This is a genomic window from Flavobacterium aquidurense (assembly GCF_002217195.1).
Taxonomy (GTDB): domain Bacteria; phylum Bacteroidota; class Bacteroidia; order Flavobacteriales; family Flavobacteriaceae; genus Flavobacterium; species Flavobacterium frigidimaris.
In genome coordinates this window covers 204,787-223,242 of the sequence record NZ_MUGR01000034.1, presented here as the reverse complement: position 1 = coordinate 223,242, position 18,456 = coordinate 204,787, and the positions used below count along the sequence as shown (strand labels likewise).

Genomic DNA, 18,456 nt, shown 5'->3' with positions numbered 1-18,456 from the left:
GCTTTTTTGTTGGTTTCAAGTTTCAAGTTTTAGTTTGAACCTGAAACTTGAAACCTGAAACAAAAAAACTATTTCTTAGCCTCATCGATACGTTTCTGCATCAAATCCCAGGCGTAGTAATGAAACGTCATTCCGTTGCTCATGGCTACAAAAAGACCGTTTTTGAAATCTCCTCCTAAATTAAGGCTGGTCACATCGGCTCCATCGCATTCAATAGTAGATGTTGGAATTTCTGCTAACAAAGGATAATCGTTCGGATTGCTTTTTGCGCCTTCTCTTGGATACACCATAAAAGTATTTGCTTGCTGGTTCGAAACCAAAATATATCCGGTAGAATCGGTTTTTTTGTAAATCGCAATTCCTTCATTGTCGGCTTTAAAACCAGTTTTTCCAAAAAGAGCAATTTCTTTGTTATCGTTTAAAGCAGGATCGGCTTTGTATTTTCTGATTCCAAATTGTTCGTCGCAATACAAAATTGTTCCCAATTCATTATCAACCGCAATCGCTTCGATTTCTTTCTTTCCGCTATAAGCGCCAAATTTGCGAACCACTTTTGCCGTAGCGAATTTTCCTGAACCAGAAAGTTCATATTGCCATAAATAACTTCCTGACGGTCCGGATTTTCTGCCTACAATGGCAAATATTTTACCGTCGCTTTTTCGGGTGTACAAAGCAATTCCCATTGGGTCGCGCAATTCTTCGCCGTCGAAAACAGAGATTCCACCATTATCAATTGCTTTTAAATCCGGTAAACTAAAGACTCTGATTTTGTTTGATTCTCGTTCTGTCGTTACGGCAACATCAACTTTTTTTCCGTCGATTATTAAACCGTAAGCGATATCAACATTGTTCGGACGTTTTAGAACCTCTGATTTTGCAATGATTTTTCCTTTTAAATCAAAAGCATACAAAGCACCGTCAGTGTCTTTATCTGTTCCTACAATAATACTTTTTGTGGCATCAGTTGGATGAATCCAGATCGAAGGATCATCAGTATCGTGAGGTAAAGCTTCGGTAACAACTGTTGGTTTTACTGCATTTGCAGCAACGGGCGCTAATTTATCATCTTTACAAGCGGTAAATAAAGTGCTTAAAAGTAAAAAAGCTAATATGGATTTATTTTTCATTATGGATTTTCATTTTAATACAATTAGACAGAACCGCTAAGTTCTGTCTAATTTAAGAATTTATAAATTGATTGTTACAAGTCAAGTTTCAAACCAAAATTATATCTCGCCTGATAATATTCGGCTTGTTTGGTATGTGCCTCAACTCCTTGATAATAACGTAAAGGCTGATTGGTTAAGTTATTGGCTTCAGCAAAAAGACGAAGTTTTGGTGTAATCTTGTATGAAGCATTTGCATCTACAAAAAATTGTTTGTCGTAGTAACTGTCTTTATACGATTCTGAACCCAATTCATCTAAATAATCTGAAGTAAAGTTGGTAGAAACTCTTGCAGAAAAACGTTTGTTTTCCCAGGACAATGATCCGTTGAACATATGTGGAGTTGTTCCCGGAAGGCTGATGTTATTTCTCTCGTTTCCGTCTTCATCGGCAATTCCTTTTGCTTTAGATTTTGTGTACGTATAGTTTAAATAAATACCAAATCCTTTAAGGAATTTCCCAGGAAGAAAATCTAACTGACGTTGAAACGCGACTTCGAAACCGTAAACATCAACTGTATCTCCGTTTCTTGATTGCAAGAATGACCAGTTTTCTCCTGCCGGAATTGGATTATTTTGATTTGGGAAATCAGCGGCAAATTTTGCAGCATTGTATTGATTGTCGCTATAATTGTAAATGAAATTATCTAATTTTTTGTAGAAAACTCCTCCGGAAATCAAACCAACAGATTTGAAATAATTCTCTGCCATAAAATCATAATTGTATGAATAGGTAGCGTCAAGATCCGGATTTCCGGCTGTAATTTCTTTGTCGGCAGCAATATTGTTTACGTAAGGCGCCAGTGCATAATAGTTGGGTCTTGCTAAAGCTGTCGTAACAGCAGCTCTTAATACTAAGTCTTTTGTAGCATTGTATTGCAAAGAGATGCTTGGCAGCAAATTAGTATAGGAGTTTTTGGTATTGATCTGGCTCTCTAATTCTTCTTCGTCTAAAACGCGGTTTCCGGTATAATCAATATGGGTGTTCTCTACACGGAATCCTAAAACCATAGATAATTTATCATTAAAATCCTGATCCCATCTTACATAAGCGGCATAAATGCTCTCTTTTGCATTATAGTTTACGGCTAAGAATTCTGCAGGATCTGATGATTTTTCGAATAAGGCAGAATTGTTCAAATCAAGACTTCCTAAGAAATTTGCTGAGGCAAAAGCTCCCGGAACATATTTGCTTCCCGGATTAAAATTTGTGCCATCATAATAACTCGTTGAAACCTGCGATAATAAAGCCATGTCATCATTGACTGGTTCGTAGGCATAAAAGTTATTGTTTCTTTCTTTTTCTTTCAATCGAAGTCTAAGTCCTGTTCTCAATCTTCCTTTTTCAGATGGAATAATAGTAAAAGGGAAACGGATGTTGATTTTTGCTCCAAATTCGCTTTCGCTTGTTTCATCTGTATTTTCTGTAACCGTTTGAAATTTGAATTTATCCAAAGATTCTCCGGTTGTCGTAATTAATGGAAATCTGATATCTGATAAATCCTGAGTCATTTCTAAACCTTTTTGACGGTATTCGATATAACGCTCTCCCGGACGGTATTCTCTGGCTTTTGCATAGTTTGCAGACCAGTCTAAATCTAGTTTTGAGTTGATTAAGTGCTCACCGCGAATCGAATAATTCTGAACACGCTGATCTTCTAATCGTCTGTTTTTATCACGATCATTATCAATTCCACCTTTTGTCTGGCGTTTTACACGACCTTCAAAACCTGTAATTTGTTGTCCGTTATAAATAGGTTCGATATCATCATAAGTAGTTCTGAAACGATTTTCCCTGTCATCTCTCCAGTTGTAAATAGCGTTGGCAAAAATGGTATTATTTTCGTCAAATTTGTAGTCTAAAGCTACAGATCCGCTGCGGCGAATACGTTGTACATCATATTTTCTGATTTCTGATGCCTGAAGATATTCATTCCCGAATTCGTCTTTTACCCATTCGTTTTCGATGTTATCAGATCCGTAATTTACATTATTATAAGATCCGCTAACAACGGCGCCTAATTTATTGTCTAAAAAACGATTACCGTAAACTAAACCTGCCGTGTATGTGGCGTGTTCACGAATTGGCATATAACCTCCGGCAAGAGTTGCTGAGATTCTTTCGCCATTTGGAGTCGCTCTTGTTACTAAATTTACAGAACCCCCAATTGCATCCGCATCCATGTCTGAAGTCAGTGTTTTATTTACTTCGATAGTCGAAATCATATCAGACGGAATCAAGTCCATCTGTACATTTCTGTTGTCTCCTTCTGCAGACGGAATTCTGTCACCATTTAAAGTTACCGAGTTCAAAGACGGAGCCAAACCTCTAATGATAATATTACGCGCTTCACCCTGATCGTTCTGCATCGTGATACCCGGAACACGCTTTAAAGCGTCTCCAACATTGGCATCCGGAAAACGCCCCATTTGATCAGAGGAAATGATGTTTCCGATATTTTTACTGTTTTTTTGTTGGTTTAATGCCTTAGCCTGACCTTTTAAGATGTCTCCAACCACTACTTCATTCAATTCGGTTCCTGAAGTTTTAAGAGCAAAATCAATAACGTTATTTTTGCCTTGTTCTACAGTGATTTCCTGAGTTATGGCAGTGTATCCAATATATTTTACTTCTACTTTGTACGTTCCAACATTGATGTTTAATAATTCAAAACGGCCGTTGTAATCTGAAACGGTGTACTTGTTTTCACCAACAATTTGAATCATTGCTCCCGGTAAAGGAAGTTTATCGTCAATGTCCAATACTTTTCCTGAGATTATGGCTTTTTGGGCATAACCTGAAAAGGCTAATAACATAAATGTTATTACTAAATAAAATTTTTTCATTGTGTTTTAGTTTGTTTTGTTGCGAAACTAGAACCTTAATGTTATTAAGACCATTAAAAAAAATTAACATAGTGTTATGATTCCTTTCCAACATTAAAAAAAGATTAATGTTAAAGTAACATTTAAGAAAAAAGGAATTTTTAAGGCTGCAAGTCAAAACAAATCAACTATTTACCTGAGAATTAAATTTTTGGCGCTAAATTTGCCGTATCACACGAGCCCGAAGGGCGAACTGAAGAAGTAATCATCAATCAAAAATCATCAATCATGTTAAAACAATTTTTTATCCTTTGTTCTGGGGCTGATCGGGACTTACTCGAAGGCTGCTCAGAAGGCGAACAAACCAAATATGTTGGTATTGGCGCCACCGTTTTCTTTACTGCTGTTATGGCTTTTCTGGCCAGTGCTTATGCGCTTTTCACTGTTTTTGACTCTATTTATCCGGCTGTAGCTTTTGGGTTTGTCTGGAGTTTGTTAATCTTTAATCTGGACCGGTTTATCGTTTCGACAATTAAAAAAAGAGATCGTTTTTTTGATGAATTTCTACAGGCAACTCCGCGAATTATGTTGGCAGTTATTATTGCCATCGTAATTTCTAAACCTTTAGAAATTAAAATTTTCGAAAAAGAAATCAATACCGTTTTGTTGAAGGAAAAAAACGAAATGGAATTGGCCAATAAAAAACAAGTTGGTAATTATTTTAAATCAGATTTAGATAAAAATAAGGCTGAGATTGCAGCTTTAAAAGCAGATATTCTGAATAAAGAAAAAGAAGTAAATGCTCTTTATGCGACTTATATCACAGAAGCTGAAGGAACAACCGGAACTAAAAAATTGGGTAAAGGTCCTGTTTATAAAGAGAAACGAGAGAAACACGATGCAGCTCTAAAGGAATTTGAAACTTTAAAAACGACTAATGAAGCAAAAATAGCTGCAAAAGAAAAAGCAGGTACGCAGCTTCAGGCAGATTTAGATAAAAAAGTATCGCTGACACAGCCTATCATTGAAGGTTTTGATGGTTTAATGGCGCGTATCAATGCATTGGATAAATTGCCCTGGTTGCCGTCATTCTTTATTATGTTATTGTTTCTGGCAATCGAAACGTCTCCAATTATTGCAAAACTTTTGGCTCCAAAAGGGGAATTCGATTTCAAACAGGAAGAAGCTGAAACGGCTATGAAAGCAACTTTGGCACAAAATAAATACCAACGTGATTTATTAGTCAAAACGAGCGCTGAAATGCATGACAAAGTATACGCTGATATTGCAGAAGATAAAAATCTATACGATTTGCAGCGTAAAAATGCAACGGAGTTATTAGAACTGCAATCGAATAGTTTTGTAGAAAAGCAGAAAGCTACTTTGTAAAATGTAGCTTGTAAAATGTAGCTTGTAAAATGTAAAATGTTCATTCTAAAAACAAGTCATAAAAAAAGTCTTAAGTTCAATTAGAGCCTAAGACTTTTTACATTTTACAAATTACATTTTTACATATAACTCAATATTTCTTTTTTGTAAACATCATATTCACCTTGCATGATTAATCCGTTGTCAAGTAATTTTTTGTAATTCTGCAATTTATCGAAAAGTTCTTCTTTAGATAAGTCACTTAATTTACGATCTCCTGATGCAGGCTGTGTTGGTGGCTGAATAGGCTCGTAAGTTTCTGTATAAGATGGAGTAGCAGCCGGCATGATTTCAGCATAATTTGTTACTTCTTCCGTTTCAACTTCTTCTACTTCCTCTTCAAGGTCATCTTCTTCCTCAACAACTTGTGCTGTTTCTACGATTGGAGTTTCTGCGATTGGAGTTTCGGCAACAATTGGATTTTTTATTAAATCTAATTGTTCTTTAGCGTATGTATAAATTTTTCTGGCCTGAATTTTCGGAATGTAATCAATCGAAATTGATAAATCAGTATTGGTATTAAACGAAAATTCTGAACCTAAAATATTTTCTTTTACAAAAGCACCCGCAACATTATCCCAAGTATAATCAGTAAAATCCATTGAAAGACCTAAATTTTTAGGCTGACAAATAATGATTCGTTTGTTTGTTAATACAATACTATCAGGAAAAACAGTGATTGCCGGTTTTTTTTGAACGGCAATATATCCAATTTCTTCACCTTTCATCAATAAATCATGGAGTTTCGAAGTGATTTTCTCAATCGCTTTTGGATCTTGTTCTTCGTTTAGAAATTTTTTAAATTGTTCTTTCATATTTTTATAAGTTGCTAAGTTACATAGTAACTGAGTTGCTAAGTTTTTTTCTTATGGTGCAAATTTAATGCCTAATTTTCTAATTCAATAATTTCATTCTGAATTTTCTTTGTCAAACTTTTGAAAACCAATTCATACGAGTGGTCGATCAATTCCCTGACAAAAGCGGTTGACAAACTCCCGTTTAAAGCAACCGTATTCCAGTGTACCTTGCTCATATGAAATCCCGGTTTTATCTCGTCATATTCTGCTCGTAATTCCTGAGCACGCTCCGGATCGCACTTTAAATTGACTGAAGGTTCATTCTTTTCCCATTGTGACAAAGAAGATAAAGCAAACATTTTTCCGCCAACTTTAAAAACCAAAGTATTTTCATCAAAAGGAAAATGTTCGCTAACGCCTTTTTTTGAAAGACAATATTCGTAATACGTTTCTAGATTCATATCATTTCTTATTTACCAATTTCACCTAAGTGAGTGTATTTAAAACCCTTTTCATATTTTAATCCGTATCCAAAAATCCGATCCATTGCCGAATGTGCAAATAGAATAATTCCGGCTAATTGAATCGTTTCAATACTTAAATAACATCCTAAAGCATAAACTAAAAGTGCAATTCCTTTATGATGAAATACATTATAAAAAAATGCACCGCTTTTGTTTCCAAAAAGATAACCCAACATAGACAAATCCGGGGCTAAAATTAAAACTAAAAACCACCACCATTCAAAATTTAAACGGTTGAATAAAAAGATTCCGAGGATAAATAAAGCCGCTTCTTCGAGTTTGATTATTGTTTTCATAGTTTTTTTTCCATCATTTTTTCAGGATGTTTCAATTCTGTAAAACCAAATTTACGATATAAAAAGTGTGCATCAGTTGTAGCCAATCTCCAAATTTGAATATTTTTAAGAATAGGCTCGTTCATCATATTTGCAATTAAAAGAGATGAATATCCTTTTCCGCGATGTTCCTCGGTAATAAACACATCCATTACGTAACCAAAAACGACATAGTCGGTAATGACTCTCGCAAAGCCAATTTGTTTGTCGTTGAAGTAAATTCCAAAACAAACCGAAGCATCAATTGTTGTCTGCACTTCTTCGATAGTTCTTCCGGCTGCCCAGTAAATATCTTTTAAAAAGTTTTGTATGAACGGAACGTCAAGTTTGGCTTTATCTGTTGAAACGCTAATCATATTGGTTGGTTTTTTTTGCCACGAATTTCGCGAATTTACACGAATTTCGTCTTTTATTCTGCCACAGATTAAAGGATTAAAAGGATAAAATCTGTGTAAATCTTCTAATCTGTGGCAAAAAAGACACAAGCATAATTCGTCAAATTCTTGGCGGCTATTTTAAATCTTATATAAAATTGGTTTTGACGGACTTGCGTCATTTTCGAACGAAGCAATTTGAAGATTTAGGATGTAATTTCCATCTTCGATTTCGTCTGGAACATAAATCATTTCTGTAATTGTTGCATTTAAACGTGCATCAGCATTTAAGTGTAAAGTATCTTTTACATTCCAAAATGCTTTGTGCGCTAATAATTTTCCTTCGTCATGTTCTTTGTCAACACTTGGCAAGTCAATTAATAAATGCTGAACTTCGCTTTCGCGGATGAAAATCGCTGCTTCTTCAGATAAATAAGGTGGATTTGTATTGGAGTATTTTCGTGACTTTTTATCTTTTTGATTTGGAAGTGTTCTGATCACTAAAGCTTCTGTCTTGCTGAGCGGGGTCGAAGCATTTGTGCCATTGAGCGAACTTGAAATGTGCTCTTTTGTAATCACCAAATCCTCCCCAATTTTTTCAGGCTCGATTGTAATCAGTTTCGCAAAGAAGAAAAACTGTTTCAACGATTGATTGATGCTGTAAAATTCATTCGTAATATGTCCTAAACATTCCGTATGCGTTCCGTGCCCGTGGGGATTAAAGAAAATATTATTGAAATTGGTTGATGATTTTCCTTCAGAAACTTTCCCAATCCAATCTCCAAAAACTACAGGTTCGATAACCGGTTTTTCGATGTACCACGCAATCGGATTTTCGTCTGTATTCGTTAACGGAATTGAGATATCAATGGGTTTTGATAGGTTGATTTCGAACTTGTTGATTTTTGCTATCATAAGTTTTAACCGCAAGGGGCGCAAAGGTTCTACGCAAAGTTCGCAAGGTTTTATAAATTATCTTTTTAAATTAAGAAGCTACAGTTTGTTTACAACCCTGCGCATTCCATTTTTTATTAAAACGACATTAAAATTTATAAGTAAACCTAATTTGCAATTTGTTAATTTTAAATAAGTTAATAGTTGCGCGAAATGGATTTCATTTAAAGCGTCAACCGATTTTATTTCCAAAATTAATTTATTTTCAATTATAATATCTAATCTATAACCAATATCTAATTTTATTTCTTCGTAAATTAAAGGGAGTGGTTTTTGCTTTTCAATTGCTAAACCTGATTTTTTTAATTCATAAAAAAGGCATTCTTCATAAGCACTTTCTAAAAGCCCGGGGCCTAAAGTTTGATGGACTTTTAAGGCGCAATCAAAAACAATTCGTGATAATTCATTTTCTGACATGAGTATTAATTTTAATAATTAAAAACTCAAATGTAGTATTTAAAATTTTACATAAATTTATTCCTACAAAAAAACAAATAGCGTTCTTTGCGTAAACTTTAGCGAACCTTGCGGTTAAGCTCTCATTTCAAATTTAAATAAAATAAATCTGAAGCAATTCCATCCGTTAAAAATTTTCCTTTTGCGGTTGGTTTTAGAATATTGTTTTCTATCGAAAGTAAATCGTCGTTTAAGAATTTCTGACTTTGCTTTTTGAGATAATTCAAATATTCTAAGCCAAATTCAGTTTCAATTCGTTCTAAAGAAACGCCCCAAATAGTTCTTAAACCTGTCATAATATATTCATTGTAACGATCAGAAATGGTCAGGATTTCAGTTTCTATTGGAAGTTCATCGTTCTGAATCGATTTTAAATAAAGAGAATTATTGGCAATATTCCAGCCTCTTTTTTCGCCATCATAGCTATGTGCCGAAGGGCCAATTCCGATATATTTTTTTCCCAGCCAATACGCCGAATTGTTTTTAGAGAAATAACCTTCTTTTCCAAAATTCGATAATTCATAGTGAATAAAACCATTTTTTTGAAGCATTTCCACCAAAATCATAAAGTGATTGGAAGCAACTTCGTCTTGTGGTTCGGCAATTTTTCCGGTATCGATTAGTTTTCTTAAAGCCGTTTTAGGTTCAACAGTCAAAGCATAACTCGAAATATGAGGAATGCCAAATGACAACGCAGTTTCAATATTTTTCTTCCACATTTCATCTGTCAAACCCGGAATTCCGTAAATTAAATCAAGTGAAATATTATCAAAGTATTTTGTTGCTTCTGTCAAACAATTTATAGCTTCCGCCGAATTATGAGCGCGATTCATCATCTTTAAATCTTCTTCATAAAAAGACTGAATCCCAATGCTTAAACGATTAATTGGGCTTTTTGATAATTCGAAAATTCTTTCAGTAGATAAATCATCCGGATTGGCTTCAAGCGTGATTTCAGGGTTTTCAACCACTTTATAATTTTTATAAACTTCAGAAATTAAAAAGTTTATTTCGTCATTTGATAATACCGAAGGAGTTCCACCGCCAAAATAAATAGTTTCTACAATTTCAGTTGAAAACTCATTTTTACGCCTGGCAATTTCTTTGGCTAAAGCCAAAACCATATCGTCTTTCTTTTTCATCGAAGTCGAAAAATGAAAGTCACAATAGTGGCAAGCCTGCTTGCAAAAAGGAATATGAATGTAGATGCCGCTCATTTTATAGTGTTCAGTGTTCAGGTTTTTAGTGTTCAGTTATTAGAAAAGTATTCAGTATTCAGTTTTTTAGTGTTCAGTTTTTGAGTTGTTAAAATATTGAATACTAAAAAACTGAATACTGCTTACTCCTTTTTGACTCCAAATTTTTCAGGATTAAAAAGCATGTAATTAATTAGTTTTCCTATTTCAGTACTTTCGGCTAGAAGTTCTTGATATGAATCATTAGAAATGTATTTACAAACAAAAGCAAATTCTAACCAAACTTGTGTTTCAGAATTTTCTCCATCAGAATCAGTTAACTTGCTATAAAAGTGTTTAGGATAGATTCTTTTTCTGTAAGCTTCAGCAATAGTTACGGGTACACTTCGTGAAGAGCGCCTTATTTGATCCGTTAGTGAATAGATTTCTTCTTTAGGAAATGATTTTGTAATATCAAATATTTTCATTGCTAAGGAAAAAGATTTTTTATAAGCGAATAAATCGTGGAATGTCATTATGTATTATTTTAAAAACTGATCACTTTTTAGATAATCTATAAACTGATCACTAAAAAACTGATTACGGAACACTATTTTCTAACTTTATCTTCGTTTTGTTTTACAAAAGCATCCCAACCGGTATAACTTTTTCCGGCAACGATTTTTCCAGAGTTGAAAAAGTGACAAACTGCAGCCGCCAAACCATCTGTTGAATCCAGGTTTTTAGGTAATTTTTTTAAACCTAAAAGTTGTTGGAGCATTTTGGCAACTTGTTCTTTACTGGCATTTCCGTTTCCGGTAATGGCCATTTTTATTTTTTTAGGTTCGTACTCGGTAATAGGAATATCTCTTGAAAGTCCTGCAGCCATTGCAACACCTTGTGCACGACCTAATTTTAGCATCGATTGTACGTTTTTACCAAAGAAAGGCGCTTCAATCGCAATTTCGTCAGGATGGTGCGTTTCGATTAATTCGATGGTACGCTCAAAAATGATTTTTAGTTTTTGGTAATGATTGTCGTATTTGGAAAGTTGCAATTCGTTCAATTGCAGAAACTCCATTTTTTTATTGATGACTTTTATCAATCCAAAACCCATTATCGTCGTTCCGGGGTCAATACCTAATATGATGCGTTCTTTTGTCATTTTTTATTTTGGTTGCACAAAATTGCACTGAGTTGGCACAGAGATTCACAAAGTTTGTTTTTAATCTCTCTGTGTGACTTTGAGGCCGTTTTGTGAATCTTTGTGAAATAGCTTTTTCGCAATAGTTTCCTTTACTTTGCGGCATGATTTCAATTCCTCACAAAGCTAAGCAATTCCTTGTTCTTCTGGTCAAACTTTTGATTGTAGGTGGCGCATTTTACTTTATTTATAATCAGTTGGCGAACAATGACAAACTCGACTGGCAAAAGTTTATTACGCTGTTTCGTAAAAATCAATCGGTTTTAGGAATTGCATTTATTTTGCTGTTGAGTGTTTTGAATCGTTATTTTGAGATTTTGAAATGGCAGAATCTGGCTAAGATTATCGAGGAGATTTCATTAGGAGAAGCGACAAAACAAGTCTTGGCAGCACTTACAGCAGGAATTTTTACACCAAACGGAGTAGGAGAGTACGCAGGAAAAGCATTGTATTATCCGAAATCTGAAGCCAAAAAAGTCATTTTCCTGAATTTGATTTGCAATGGGATTCAGATGATCTTAACGGTGATTTTTGGAACAATTGGTTTGTTATTTCTTGGATATTGGAAATGGGTTTTAGGAATAATCGCAATATCTTTTTTCTTTATTCTATTTTCTTTGCTCTTTAAAAAAATAAAAATCAAAGGATATTCGATTGAGAAATTAATGCATAAAATCAATGAAATTCCAAAACCAATTCATCGTAAAAATATTTTTTTAGGCGTTTTGCGTTATTTGGTTTTCTCCCATCAATATTACTTTTTGTTTTTGGCTTTTGATGTCGATTTGCCTTATTTTACACTGATTGCTACAATTGCTGTGGTTTACTTTTTAGCTTCGTCATTGCCCACTTTTCAGTTTTTGGATTTTGCGGTAAAAGGAAGTGTTGCCATATATTTCTTCGGAATATTAGGCGTAAACGAATGGATTGTCGTTTTTATAAGTACTCTGATGTGGTTTTTAAATGTCGTTTTACCTGTGCTTATTGGTTCCTATTACGTGCTGAATTTTAAAACCAAAGCTGTGTAGGCAATCGTACTTATTTCTCGTTTTTAGCTTTAAGAATAACGGGCAAAATAAATTGGGTTTTTACAGGAAGTCCGCGTTTTAGTGCCGGATTTATTTTAGGGAAATCGATCAGGCGGGCGTGCAAAATGCTATCGATTTTGATAGTGTCATAAGCAACGGAATCCTTAGGAAATTGTGGCTCGAATTTCATGGTTGAGTTTGGAAAAACGGTCACTTTTACTTCTATCGTGTCAAGTTCAGGATACATGATGGAGAGCGTATCAATGTCTAGTTTTTGCTGAATGAGTTGCGCCATAACCTGGAAAAAACATTGTTGACGTTGTTTTTTATCAGCGATTTTATCGCAATTGGCAACGGATGGATATTCGTCAACTTCTTTCCAGTTGATTGATTTTAATTCTTTTTGAAGTAACTCTTTTTCAGACGGAACCTGCTTCTCAAAATATTGACAAGAATTGAAAGATAGAATAACTAAAAAAAGGAAAAACTGCTTCAAGATTTTGATGTTGAATTGAATGAACTAATTAGGGTATAAAAATACGATTATTTTTTTTGAGAAGCTTTGTATTGCAGATAATCTTCGTAGCTTTCTGAAAGCCATTGTTCTTTGTTCTGCGCCGCAACTTCTTTTTGATCAGGATATAACGATGACAAACGATCTGAGAAAGCCGCAATTTGAACGGTATAATTGTAGAAATCTTTTTTCGTTAAAACAACACTTGGATCATTTTTACGATTAAAGTATTCAAAGAAAAGTGCATCAAAATCTTTCATAGAAAAATTTAAAACTTTTTTCTTATTACTTTTATAAATACTATCCTGAATTAATTGATCTTCGACAGAAAGCTTTTTGTTTTGCGCATATGTAGTAGTATTGATCAAAATAATCAATATGGTAAATAATGCTATTTGCAAAAGTTTACGCATTGGCTTGTTTTAATAAGGATCTTTAGGGACAAAATTACAAAAAAATATATGGATTTACTATTGTTGTTACTCGGTTTTATATGTATGATTGTAGGTGTTTTTGGTAGTTTTCTGCCTGTTCTTCCGGGGTTGTCGAGTTGTTGGGTAGGTTTATTATTGCTGTATATGACAAAGGCGGTCGAAAATAATTATTGGGTTTTAGGTATTACACTTTTGATCACTATCGTTATTACGGTTCTGGATTATGTAATTCCGGCAAAAGGAACCAGGAAATTTGGAGGGAGTTCATACGGAATCTGGGGAACAAATATCGGTCTCATCGTTGGGATTCTTGCCCCGATACCTTTTGGTGTCATTATTGGTCCGTTTGTTGGTGCTTTTGTTGGAGAATTGATTTATGATTCTAAAAATCATCAGCGTGCGCTAAAAGCAGCAACGGGATCATTACTTGGTTTTCTTGCTTCTAGTTTTATCAATTTTATGTTTTGTATTATTTTTCTAGGTATATTTTTGCACACCACATGGGAATATCGAAGATTATTGTTTTAATTATGTAATGCGCATTTAGCTTTTTTCCTATTTTTTTATTTTTTTACAAATTTTTTTTTCACTTTGGTTTGATAACGAAAGGGTTATGTTTATTGGCGAAGGGCGTTTTTTTTGTTAAATAAACGCTTGCTGGGGGATTGACTTTTTAACTTATTTTTTGGAAATGTTAAAATATTTTATATTTTTATCCTGATAAACGATAAAAAGCCTCACTTTATCGGTTATCTTGAATAGATTTAAATAATTTTTTAAACAATTTAAGTATGACCCCAAACCTACAAATTGAACTTAGACGTTTTATTTCTTCTAATGTTGTTTCAAAATTGAACAAGTTTTATTTTGAAAATGATGCACTTTTAATCAAGGGAATTGATGTTTCGATAGGTACAGTTTTAATGGGTTTGTACAATAGGATAGAGGAATCGGGTTTTTGCAAAGAAGTCGTTTCGCAAATACAGGACGATTCAACGTTTTATCAGGAAGTCGATTTTACATCCGGAAGGATTTTATCAGTAGATGATTGTTATCGTATCGAAGGAAACGCTTTACTGAAAGAAATTTTTAGCAATAAAAAAGGAAGGATTTCCGAAATGATCTCTAATGAAGTCGGAATCAAAAGTGAGACAGCAAGAGAGATTCTTAATTTTTCAGCTTTATTAGTTGCTTCTTATCTTAAAAATAATCTTCAATTGTTAGACAGTCTCAAATTACTTCTCGACGATCAAAAAAGAGATATTTTAAATAGTATTCCGCCCGGAATCAAAATTATCCTTGGATTCTCCTGTTACGAATCAGTCGAAGAAAAAAATCAATCCATCGGAAGATCTATTTTTACGCTTTTCGGTCATAACTTTTTTTAACTTCTAAAAAATAAAAAATCCCGTCTTACAAAAGTAAAACAGGATTTATATCTCAAATCAATTTTGAAGTGTTTCTTAAACGTTTTTCAAATTGATAACTTCCTGATCTGTCAAAAAACGCCAGTTACCTCGAGGTAAATTCTTTTTGGTCAAACCAGCAAACGACACACGGTCAATACGTAAAACATCATAATCAAAGTGTTCGAAAATTGCGCGAACCACTTTTACATTGGATGAACGTAATTTAAGGCCTACTTCGCTTTTTGCTTCTTTCTCAATATAACTTACTTCTTCAACAAACACGCGGTGTCCGTCAAGAACTAAACCTTTGCTTATTTTTTCTAAATCCTCAAATTTCAGGTTTTTATCTAAAGAAACCTGATAGATTTTAGATGATTTCTGACTCGGTAAAGTAAATTTACGAATCATATCCGTATCATTAGTAAACAACAACAAACCAGTCGTGTTTTTGTCCATTCTTCCAATCGGAGCAATTTTAGCCGTTGTAGAACCACGAACAAGTTCCAGAACGTTACGGTATTCCTGACCTTCGTCAAGTGCGGTTGTAAAGTTTTTAGGTTTGTTCAATAAGATGTATTCTTTCTTTTCAGGAGTCAAAATAGCACCGTCAAAATTAATAACATCATTCAATTTTACTAAATAACCCATTTCGGTAACCGGTACGCCATTTACTTTAACGTTTCCGGACTGAATGTATATATCAGCATCACGACGCGAACAAACACCAGAATTAGAGATGTATTTGTTCAAACGAATTTCGTCTGCAGCTTTTTGTCTTTTTGGAGCCTGATTCTGTTTTTTTAGTTTTTGTGCCGCTTCTTCTTCCGCAGCCTTAACAGCAGGTTTCACTTTTTTCGGCCCTTGAGCACGCTTTTGCATGGCAGGTTTTGGCTTGTTAGAGTTTGGTCTAGAGCTATTTGATCTAGAACCGCCGCCTTTATTGTTGCCTTCCTTATTGTTCATAAATTCTGTAATTTGTGCAAAGATAGTTTATTCTTGCTAAATAATCATAAGTTCATTGTTCTTAGATTAATAGCTATTGTTTTTTGGAGTTGCAGGAGCGTTTCAATTGGCTTTTTTTAAATACGTTGAGAAGAGGTTGTTTTACAAAGGTTTGCAAAGTTAACACAGAGATTTACAAAAGATTAAAACAAAAAAAATCGAAGACCTGCTTAAACACACGTCATCTGTGAGTCCTTTCTAAATCTTTAGAAGTAAATTTTTTCCGTGCCACAAAATACTCGGATTGATCAGAACAATACAGCAAACACCTGAAACAATCAAAAATTTAAGTACATTATGAAGTAATAAATATTGTTCTTTAGAGTTCGATTTCCATAAATAAAGCAGAAAAAACAATAAAACAGCAAAACAGATATAAAAGTAGATGTCCATATAACCTACGTCATAAATGTTGATTAAGAAATAAACGGGAACCACCGTTAATATCGTTAAAATAGTGATGGTTTGTTTGGAAACCGTTTCGTTATAAATTATCGGAATTGTTCTGTAATTATTTGCTAAATCGCCTTTTAGGTTCTCTAAATCCTTGATCATTTCCCGAATCAGCAATAGTAAAAACAGGAAAACGGCATGTGCTGAAATCACCATAAAATGCCCCATATGATCTTCAATTTCTTCAAATGAAATCTTATTGTAGAAATACAGTAAAATGGCAAAAAATGGTAAAACGGCCAGGAAAGCAGCGGTAAGATTTCCGACAATAGGGTATTTTTTTATTTTGTGTGAATAAAACCAAATCAGGAATATATAGGCCGAAAAGAATAAAAAAGCACGCCAGGAAACAATTAAAGCCATTAAAGCAGCAATGAAATTAAGTGTAAAATAAACTGAAAGTTTCGTTTTTTGACTTACCAGCCTGTCCAGCATTGATTTGTTGGGCCTGTTAATTAAATCCTTCTGACTGTCGTAAAAATTATTGATAATGTATCCTGAGGCAATGGTAATTGCAGAAGCAAAAACGATTAGAAATAAGTTGAAATCAAGTAAAATGTCAAGCGCTCTTTTTTCGGGAGCCAATATAAAAATCGAAGATAGATATTGTGCTAAAACAATAATCGGAATGTTATAGCCCCTCACTACTGAGAACAAACTAACAATTTTCATGACTAAAAGTTTGTGCTGTCTGCTTAACATTTTTTAAAGTTCGTTTGGGATTTTAATTTAAGGGTTTGTTTAAAAACTGAATTGGGCTGCAAATACTAAAGTTTGTCTTTTAATAAGGCAGCAGAACCAAAACCTAATTTTCGAATGCAAGCTAAGGCTTCTTTTTGAGAAATTCCAACTTCTTTGATGTCTTTTTTTTCTACAAAGCAAATTGAGCCGCTCCAGGGATTTGGTGCAGCGGGAACAAACACTGAAAAATTGTTGTCGTTTATTTCTTCTATCAAAAAAGCAAATTGTAATCCTGCATCTGTGGGCACTAAAACACCTTTTAGGTTTTCGTTTGATTCAAAACCCATAATATTTTCGTTTGTTTTTTTTATGAACGAATATCCGGGAATGAAACTCAAAATTCCATTTTCAAGTCTTTGAATCAATCTCTTTGCATAGGTGGTCCTGGCTACTAAGCCTGCACTAATACAAATGATGAATATAATTATGATGGCAATTATTTCCTCAATTGCCAGTCCTAAAATTTTCACTTTCGGGAAATGACTGATAATCGGAAGTGTGATTTTTTGGATGATATGGTATCCTTTTTCAAGAATTACTAACAATAAAACCAAGGGTGCTAAAAACAGAATTCCGCCTAAAAAAGTTGCTTTGATAATCTTTAAAATACTTTTCATATTAAATAACTTTTAGGGTGATGATTTCTAGGAAAGCATATTCAATAGGCTTGGATTTTTAAAGAAGTTTAAATTTAGAATTGGTAAACAACTTCTAATTTGTAATCTTTTAAAGATACTTTAGCACGCTCTAAATCTTCAGTAAAACCAAGAATATAACCACCTCCGCCGGAACCACAAAGTTTTAAATAATAATCATTGGTATCGATTCCGTTTTGCCAGATTCCGTGAAATTGTTCCGGAATCATTGGTTTAAAGTTGTTTAAAACGACTTTTGACAGCTTTTTAGTATTGGTAAACAACGATTTCATGTCGCCATGTAAAAAGTTTTCGACGCAGGCATCAGTATATTTTACGAATTGGTTTTTAAGCATCGTACGGAAACCTTTGTCTTTTAGGTTTTCCATAAAAATGTTTACCATTGGCGCTGTTTCGCCTACGATTCCTGAATCTAATAAAAAGACAGCACCTTTTCCGTCAAAACTTTGAGTAGGAATACCGGTAGCTTCAATATTATCTTTTGAATTAATTAAAATCGGAATGCTTAAATAACTGTTTAAAGGATCTAAACCAGAACTTTTTCCGTGGAAAAAACTCTCCATTTGAGCGAATATATTTTTTAGCTGTAACAGTTTCTCACGGGTTAAATTCTCTAAAACCGTTATTTTGTTTGTAGCATATTTATCGTAAATAGCCGCAACAAGAGCGCCGCTGCTGCCAACTCCGTATCCTTGTGGAATACTTGAGTCAAAATACATTCCGGTTTCGACATCATTTTTTAAAGTTAACAAATCGAAAGTTACCAAATCAGGTTGCTCATTTTGTAAAGCTTCTAAATAGGTAGTGTAACGTTGTAAACTTGCGTTGGATGCGATTGCTTCTGCCGAAGGATCTTCGATTTTCTTCAATGCACCATTGTAAAAATTATAAGGAATAGAAAGCCCTTTAGAGTCGCGGATGATTCCGTATTCTCCAAAGAGTAATATTTTTGAGTAAAATAATGGTCCTTTCATAATTGAA

General features: G+C 34.0%; 21 protein-coding genes. 4 read left to right on the top strand and 17 right to left on the bottom strand.

Annotation, left to right across the window (positions count from 1 at the left end; genetic code table 11):
• Window positions 1-68: 68 nt before the first annotated feature.
• Together B0A67_RS17530 and B0A67_RS17525 are read right to left on the bottom strand one after the other, a co-directional pair.
• Entirely contained in the window at window positions 69-1,127 is a 1,059-nt protein-coding gene (locus B0A67_RS17530; RefSeq protein WP_072955083.1) for a phytase, read from the bottom strand.
• A gap of 74 nt (window positions 1,128-1,201) precedes the next feature.
• On the bottom strand, window positions 1,202-4,012 hold the full coding sequence (locus B0A67_RS17525; RefSeq protein WP_072955080.1) for a TonB-dependent receptor: 2,811 nt from the start codon (window positions 4,010-4,012) through the stop codon (window positions 1,202-1,204).
• A 267-nt stretch (window positions 4,013-4,279) separates the two neighbouring features.
• On the opposite strand from B0A67_RS17525, the gene B0A67_RS17520 reads away from it, so the two are divergent.
• Complete coding sequence (locus B0A67_RS17520) at window positions 4,280-5,380, top strand: DUF4407 domain-containing protein (protein ID WP_072955078.1); 1,101 nt, start codon at window positions 4,280-4,282, stop codon at window positions 5,378-5,380.
• Between the two features lie 119 nt (window positions 5,381-5,499).
• Here the strand turns inward: B0A67_RS17520 and B0A67_RS17515 are convergent, their stop codons facing one another.
• The 9 genes from B0A67_RS17515 to ruvC form a co-directional block, all read right to left on the bottom strand.
• Window positions 5,500-6,234 carry a PH domain-containing protein gene (locus B0A67_RS17515; protein WP_072955076.1) on the bottom strand — a complete coding sequence of 245 codons (735 nt, stop codon included), beginning with the start codon at window positions 6,232-6,234 and terminating at the stop codon, window positions 5,500-5,502.
• 71 nt (window positions 6,235-6,305) lie between these two features.
• Window positions 6,306-6,677: an MmcQ/YjbR family DNA-binding protein gene (locus B0A67_RS17510; RefSeq protein WP_072955073.1), complete on the bottom strand. Its 372-nt coding sequence runs from the start codon at window positions 6,675-6,677 to the stop codon at window positions 6,306-6,308.
• Window positions 6,678-6,685: 8 nt separating this feature from the next.
• Complete coding sequence (locus B0A67_RS17505; RefSeq protein ID WP_072955070.1) at window positions 6,686-7,036, bottom strand: DUF4260 domain-containing protein; 351 nt, start codon at window positions 7,034-7,036, stop codon at window positions 6,686-6,688.
• The gene (locus B0A67_RS17500; protein ID WP_072955578.1) at window positions 7,033-7,431 is read right to left on the bottom strand and encodes a GNAT family N-acetyltransferase; all 399 of its coding nucleotides are present in this window, start codon (window positions 7,429-7,431) and stop codon (window positions 7,033-7,035) included. Before B0A67_RS17500 ends, B0A67_RS17505 begins: the two co-directional genes overlap by 4 nt.
• Before the next feature lie 159 nt (window positions 7,432-7,590).
• Entirely contained in the window at window positions 7,591-8,364 is a 774-nt protein-coding gene (locus B0A67_RS17495) for a cyclase family protein (protein ID WP_072955066.1), read from the bottom strand.
• A 78-nt stretch (window positions 8,365-8,442) separates the two neighbouring features.
• Window positions 8,443-8,820: a GxxExxY protein gene (locus B0A67_RS17490; RefSeq protein ID WP_072955063.1), complete on the bottom strand. Its 378-nt coding sequence runs from the start codon at window positions 8,818-8,820 to the stop codon at window positions 8,443-8,445.
• 122 nt (window positions 8,821-8,942) lie between these two features.
• A complete protein-coding gene (hemW, locus tag B0A67_RS17485) occupies window positions 8,943-10,076 on the bottom strand; it encodes a radical SAM family heme chaperone HemW (RefSeq protein ID WP_072955060.1) in 1,134 nt (377 codons plus the stop codon).
• A gap of 122 nt (window positions 10,077-10,198) precedes the next feature.
• The gene (locus B0A67_RS17480) at window positions 10,199-10,570 is read right to left on the bottom strand and encodes a four helix bundle protein (RefSeq protein WP_072955058.1); all 372 of its coding nucleotides are present in this window, start codon (window positions 10,568-10,570) and stop codon (window positions 10,199-10,201) included.
• Between the two features lie 74 nt (window positions 10,571-10,644).
• On the bottom strand, window positions 10,645-11,199 hold the full coding sequence (gene ruvC, locus B0A67_RS17475) for a crossover junction endodeoxyribonuclease RuvC (RefSeq protein WP_072955055.1): 555 nt from the start codon (window positions 11,197-11,199) through the stop codon (window positions 10,645-10,647).
• 143 nt (window positions 11,200-11,342) lie between these two features.
• Between ruvC and B0A67_RS17470 the strand changes: the two genes are divergently transcribed.
• Entirely contained in the window at window positions 11,343-12,266 is a 924-nt protein-coding gene (locus B0A67_RS17470; RefSeq protein ID WP_072955052.1) for a lysylphosphatidylglycerol synthase domain-containing protein, read from the top strand.
• 10 nt (window positions 12,267-12,276) lie between these two features.
• Here the strand turns inward: B0A67_RS17470 and B0A67_RS17465 are convergent, their stop codons facing one another.
• Complete coding sequence (locus tag B0A67_RS17465) at window positions 12,277-12,762, bottom strand: hypothetical protein (RefSeq protein ID WP_072955048.1); 486 nt, start codon at window positions 12,760-12,762, stop codon at window positions 12,277-12,279.
• A 47-nt stretch (window positions 12,763-12,809) separates the two neighbouring features.
• Window positions 12,810-13,193, bottom strand: coding sequence for a hypothetical protein (locus B0A67_RS17460; protein ID WP_072955046.1), 384 nt, complete (start codon window positions 13,191-13,193; stop codon window positions 12,810-12,812).
• Window positions 13,194-13,241: 48 nt separating this feature from the next.
• Here B0A67_RS17460 and B0A67_RS17455 point away from each other — a divergent pair, with 48 nt between their 5' ends.
• Together B0A67_RS17455 and B0A67_RS17450 are read left to right on the top strand one after the other, a co-directional pair.
• Window positions 13,242-13,742 carry a DUF456 domain-containing protein gene (locus B0A67_RS17455; RefSeq protein ID WP_072955043.1) on the top strand — a complete coding sequence of 167 codons (501 nt, stop codon included), beginning with the start codon at window positions 13,242-13,244 and terminating at the stop codon, window positions 13,740-13,742.
• A 263-nt stretch (window positions 13,743-14,005) separates the two neighbouring features.
• Entirely contained in the window at window positions 14,006-14,602 is a 597-nt protein-coding gene (locus B0A67_RS17450) for a DUF937 domain-containing protein (RefSeq protein ID WP_072955040.1), read from the top strand.
• 75 nt (window positions 14,603-14,677) lie between these two features.
• On the opposite strand, the gene B0A67_RS17445 is transcribed toward B0A67_RS17450, so the two are convergent.
• The 4 genes from B0A67_RS17445 to B0A67_RS17430 form a co-directional block, all read right to left on the bottom strand.
• Entirely contained in the window at window positions 14,678-15,586 is a 909-nt protein-coding gene (locus B0A67_RS17445) for a pseudouridine synthase (RefSeq protein ID WP_072955037.1), read from the bottom strand.
• A 237-nt stretch (window positions 15,587-15,823) separates the two neighbouring features.
• Window positions 15,824-16,780, bottom strand: coding sequence for a geranylgeranylglycerol-phosphate geranylgeranyltransferase (locus tag B0A67_RS17440; protein ID WP_072955033.1), 957 nt, complete (start codon window positions 16,778-16,780; stop codon window positions 15,824-15,826).
• Between the two features lie 65 nt (window positions 16,781-16,845).
• Window positions 16,846-17,436 (bottom strand): DUF502 domain-containing protein, encoded by a 591-nt coding sequence (locus tag B0A67_RS17435; RefSeq protein WP_072955029.1) that lies wholly within the window; start codon window positions 17,434-17,436, stop codon window positions 16,846-16,848.
• 74 nt (window positions 17,437-17,510) lie between these two features.
• Window positions 17,511-18,449 carry a mevalonate kinase family protein gene (locus tag B0A67_RS17430; RefSeq protein WP_072955026.1) on the bottom strand — a complete coding sequence of 313 codons (939 nt, stop codon included), beginning with the start codon at window positions 18,447-18,449 and terminating at the stop codon, window positions 17,511-17,513.
• Between the last annotated feature and the right edge of the window lie 7 nt (window positions 18,450-18,456).

What these genes read in the sequence shown, in the direction of transcription:
- B0A67_RS17530 (WP_072955083.1), bottom strand. Translation starts at nt 1,127, where the DNA reads ATGAAAAATAAATCCATATTAGCTTTTTTACTTTTAAGCACTTTATTT.
- B0A67_RS17440 (WP_072955033.1), bottom strand. Translation starts at nt 16,780, where the DNA reads ATGTTAAGCAGACAGCACAAACTTTTAGTCATGAAAATTGTTAGTTTG.
- B0A67_RS17525 (WP_072955080.1), bottom strand. Translation starts at nt 4,012, where the DNA reads ATGAAAAAATTTTATTTAGTAATAACATTTATGTTATTAGCCTTTTCA.
- B0A67_RS17480 (WP_072955058.1), bottom strand. Translation starts at nt 10,570, where the DNA reads ATGACATTCCACGATTTATTCGCTTATAAAAAATCTTTTTCCTTAGCA.
- B0A67_RS17490 (WP_072955063.1), bottom strand. Translation starts at nt 8,820, where the DNA reads ATGTCAGAAAATGAATTATCACGAATTGTTTTTGATTGCGCCTTAAAA.
- hemW (WP_072955060.1), bottom strand. Translation starts at nt 10,076, where the DNA reads ATGAGCGGCATCTACATTCATATTCCTTTTTGCAAGCAGGCTTGCCAC.
- B0A67_RS17500 (WP_072955578.1), bottom strand. Translation starts at nt 7,431, where the DNA reads ATGATTAGCGTTTCAACAGATAAAGCCAAACTTGACGTTCCGTTCATA.
- B0A67_RS17510 (WP_072955073.1), bottom strand. Translation starts at nt 6,677, where the DNA reads ATGAATCTAGAAACGTATTACGAATATTGTCTTTCAAAAAAAGGCGTT.
- B0A67_RS17460 (WP_072955046.1), bottom strand. Translation starts at nt 13,193, where the DNA reads ATGCGTAAACTTTTGCAAATAGCATTATTTACCATATTGATTATTTTG.
- B0A67_RS17435 (WP_072955029.1), bottom strand. Translation starts at nt 17,436, where the DNA reads ATGAAAAGTATTTTAAAGATTATCAAAGCAACTTTTTTAGGCGGAATT.
- B0A67_RS17430 (WP_072955026.1), bottom strand. Translation starts at nt 18,449, where the DNA reads ATGAAAGGACCATTATTTTACTCAAAAATATTACTCTTTGGAGAATAC.
- B0A67_RS17445 (WP_072955037.1), bottom strand. Translation starts at nt 15,586, where the DNA reads ATGAACAATAAGGAAGGCAACAATAAAGGCGGCGGTTCTAGATCAAAT.
- B0A67_RS17470 (WP_072955052.1), top strand. Translation starts at nt 11,343, where the DNA reads ATGATTTCAATTCCTCACAAAGCTAAGCAATTCCTTGTTCTTCTGGTC.
- B0A67_RS17505 (WP_072955070.1), bottom strand. Translation starts at nt 7,036, where the DNA reads ATGAAAACAATAATCAAACTCGAAGAAGCGGCTTTATTTATCCTCGGA.
- ruvC (WP_072955055.1), bottom strand. Translation starts at nt 11,199, where the DNA reads ATGACAAAAGAACGCATCATATTAGGTATTGACCCCGGAACGACGATA.
- B0A67_RS17495 (WP_072955066.1), bottom strand. Translation starts at nt 8,364, where the DNA reads ATGATAGCAAAAATCAACAAGTTCGAAATCAACCTATCAAAACCCATT.
- B0A67_RS17455 (WP_072955043.1), top strand. Translation starts at nt 13,242, where the DNA reads ATGGATTTACTATTGTTGTTACTCGGTTTTATATGTATGATTGTAGGT.
- B0A67_RS17450 (WP_072955040.1), top strand. Translation starts at nt 14,006, where the DNA reads ATGACCCCAAACCTACAAATTGAACTTAGACGTTTTATTTCTTCTAAT.
- B0A67_RS17520 (WP_072955078.1), top strand. Translation starts at nt 4,280, where the DNA reads ATGTTAAAACAATTTTTTATCCTTTGTTCTGGGGCTGATCGGGACTTA.
- B0A67_RS17515 (WP_072955076.1), bottom strand. Translation starts at nt 6,234, where the DNA reads ATGAAAGAACAATTTAAAAAATTTCTAAACGAAGAACAAGATCCAAAA.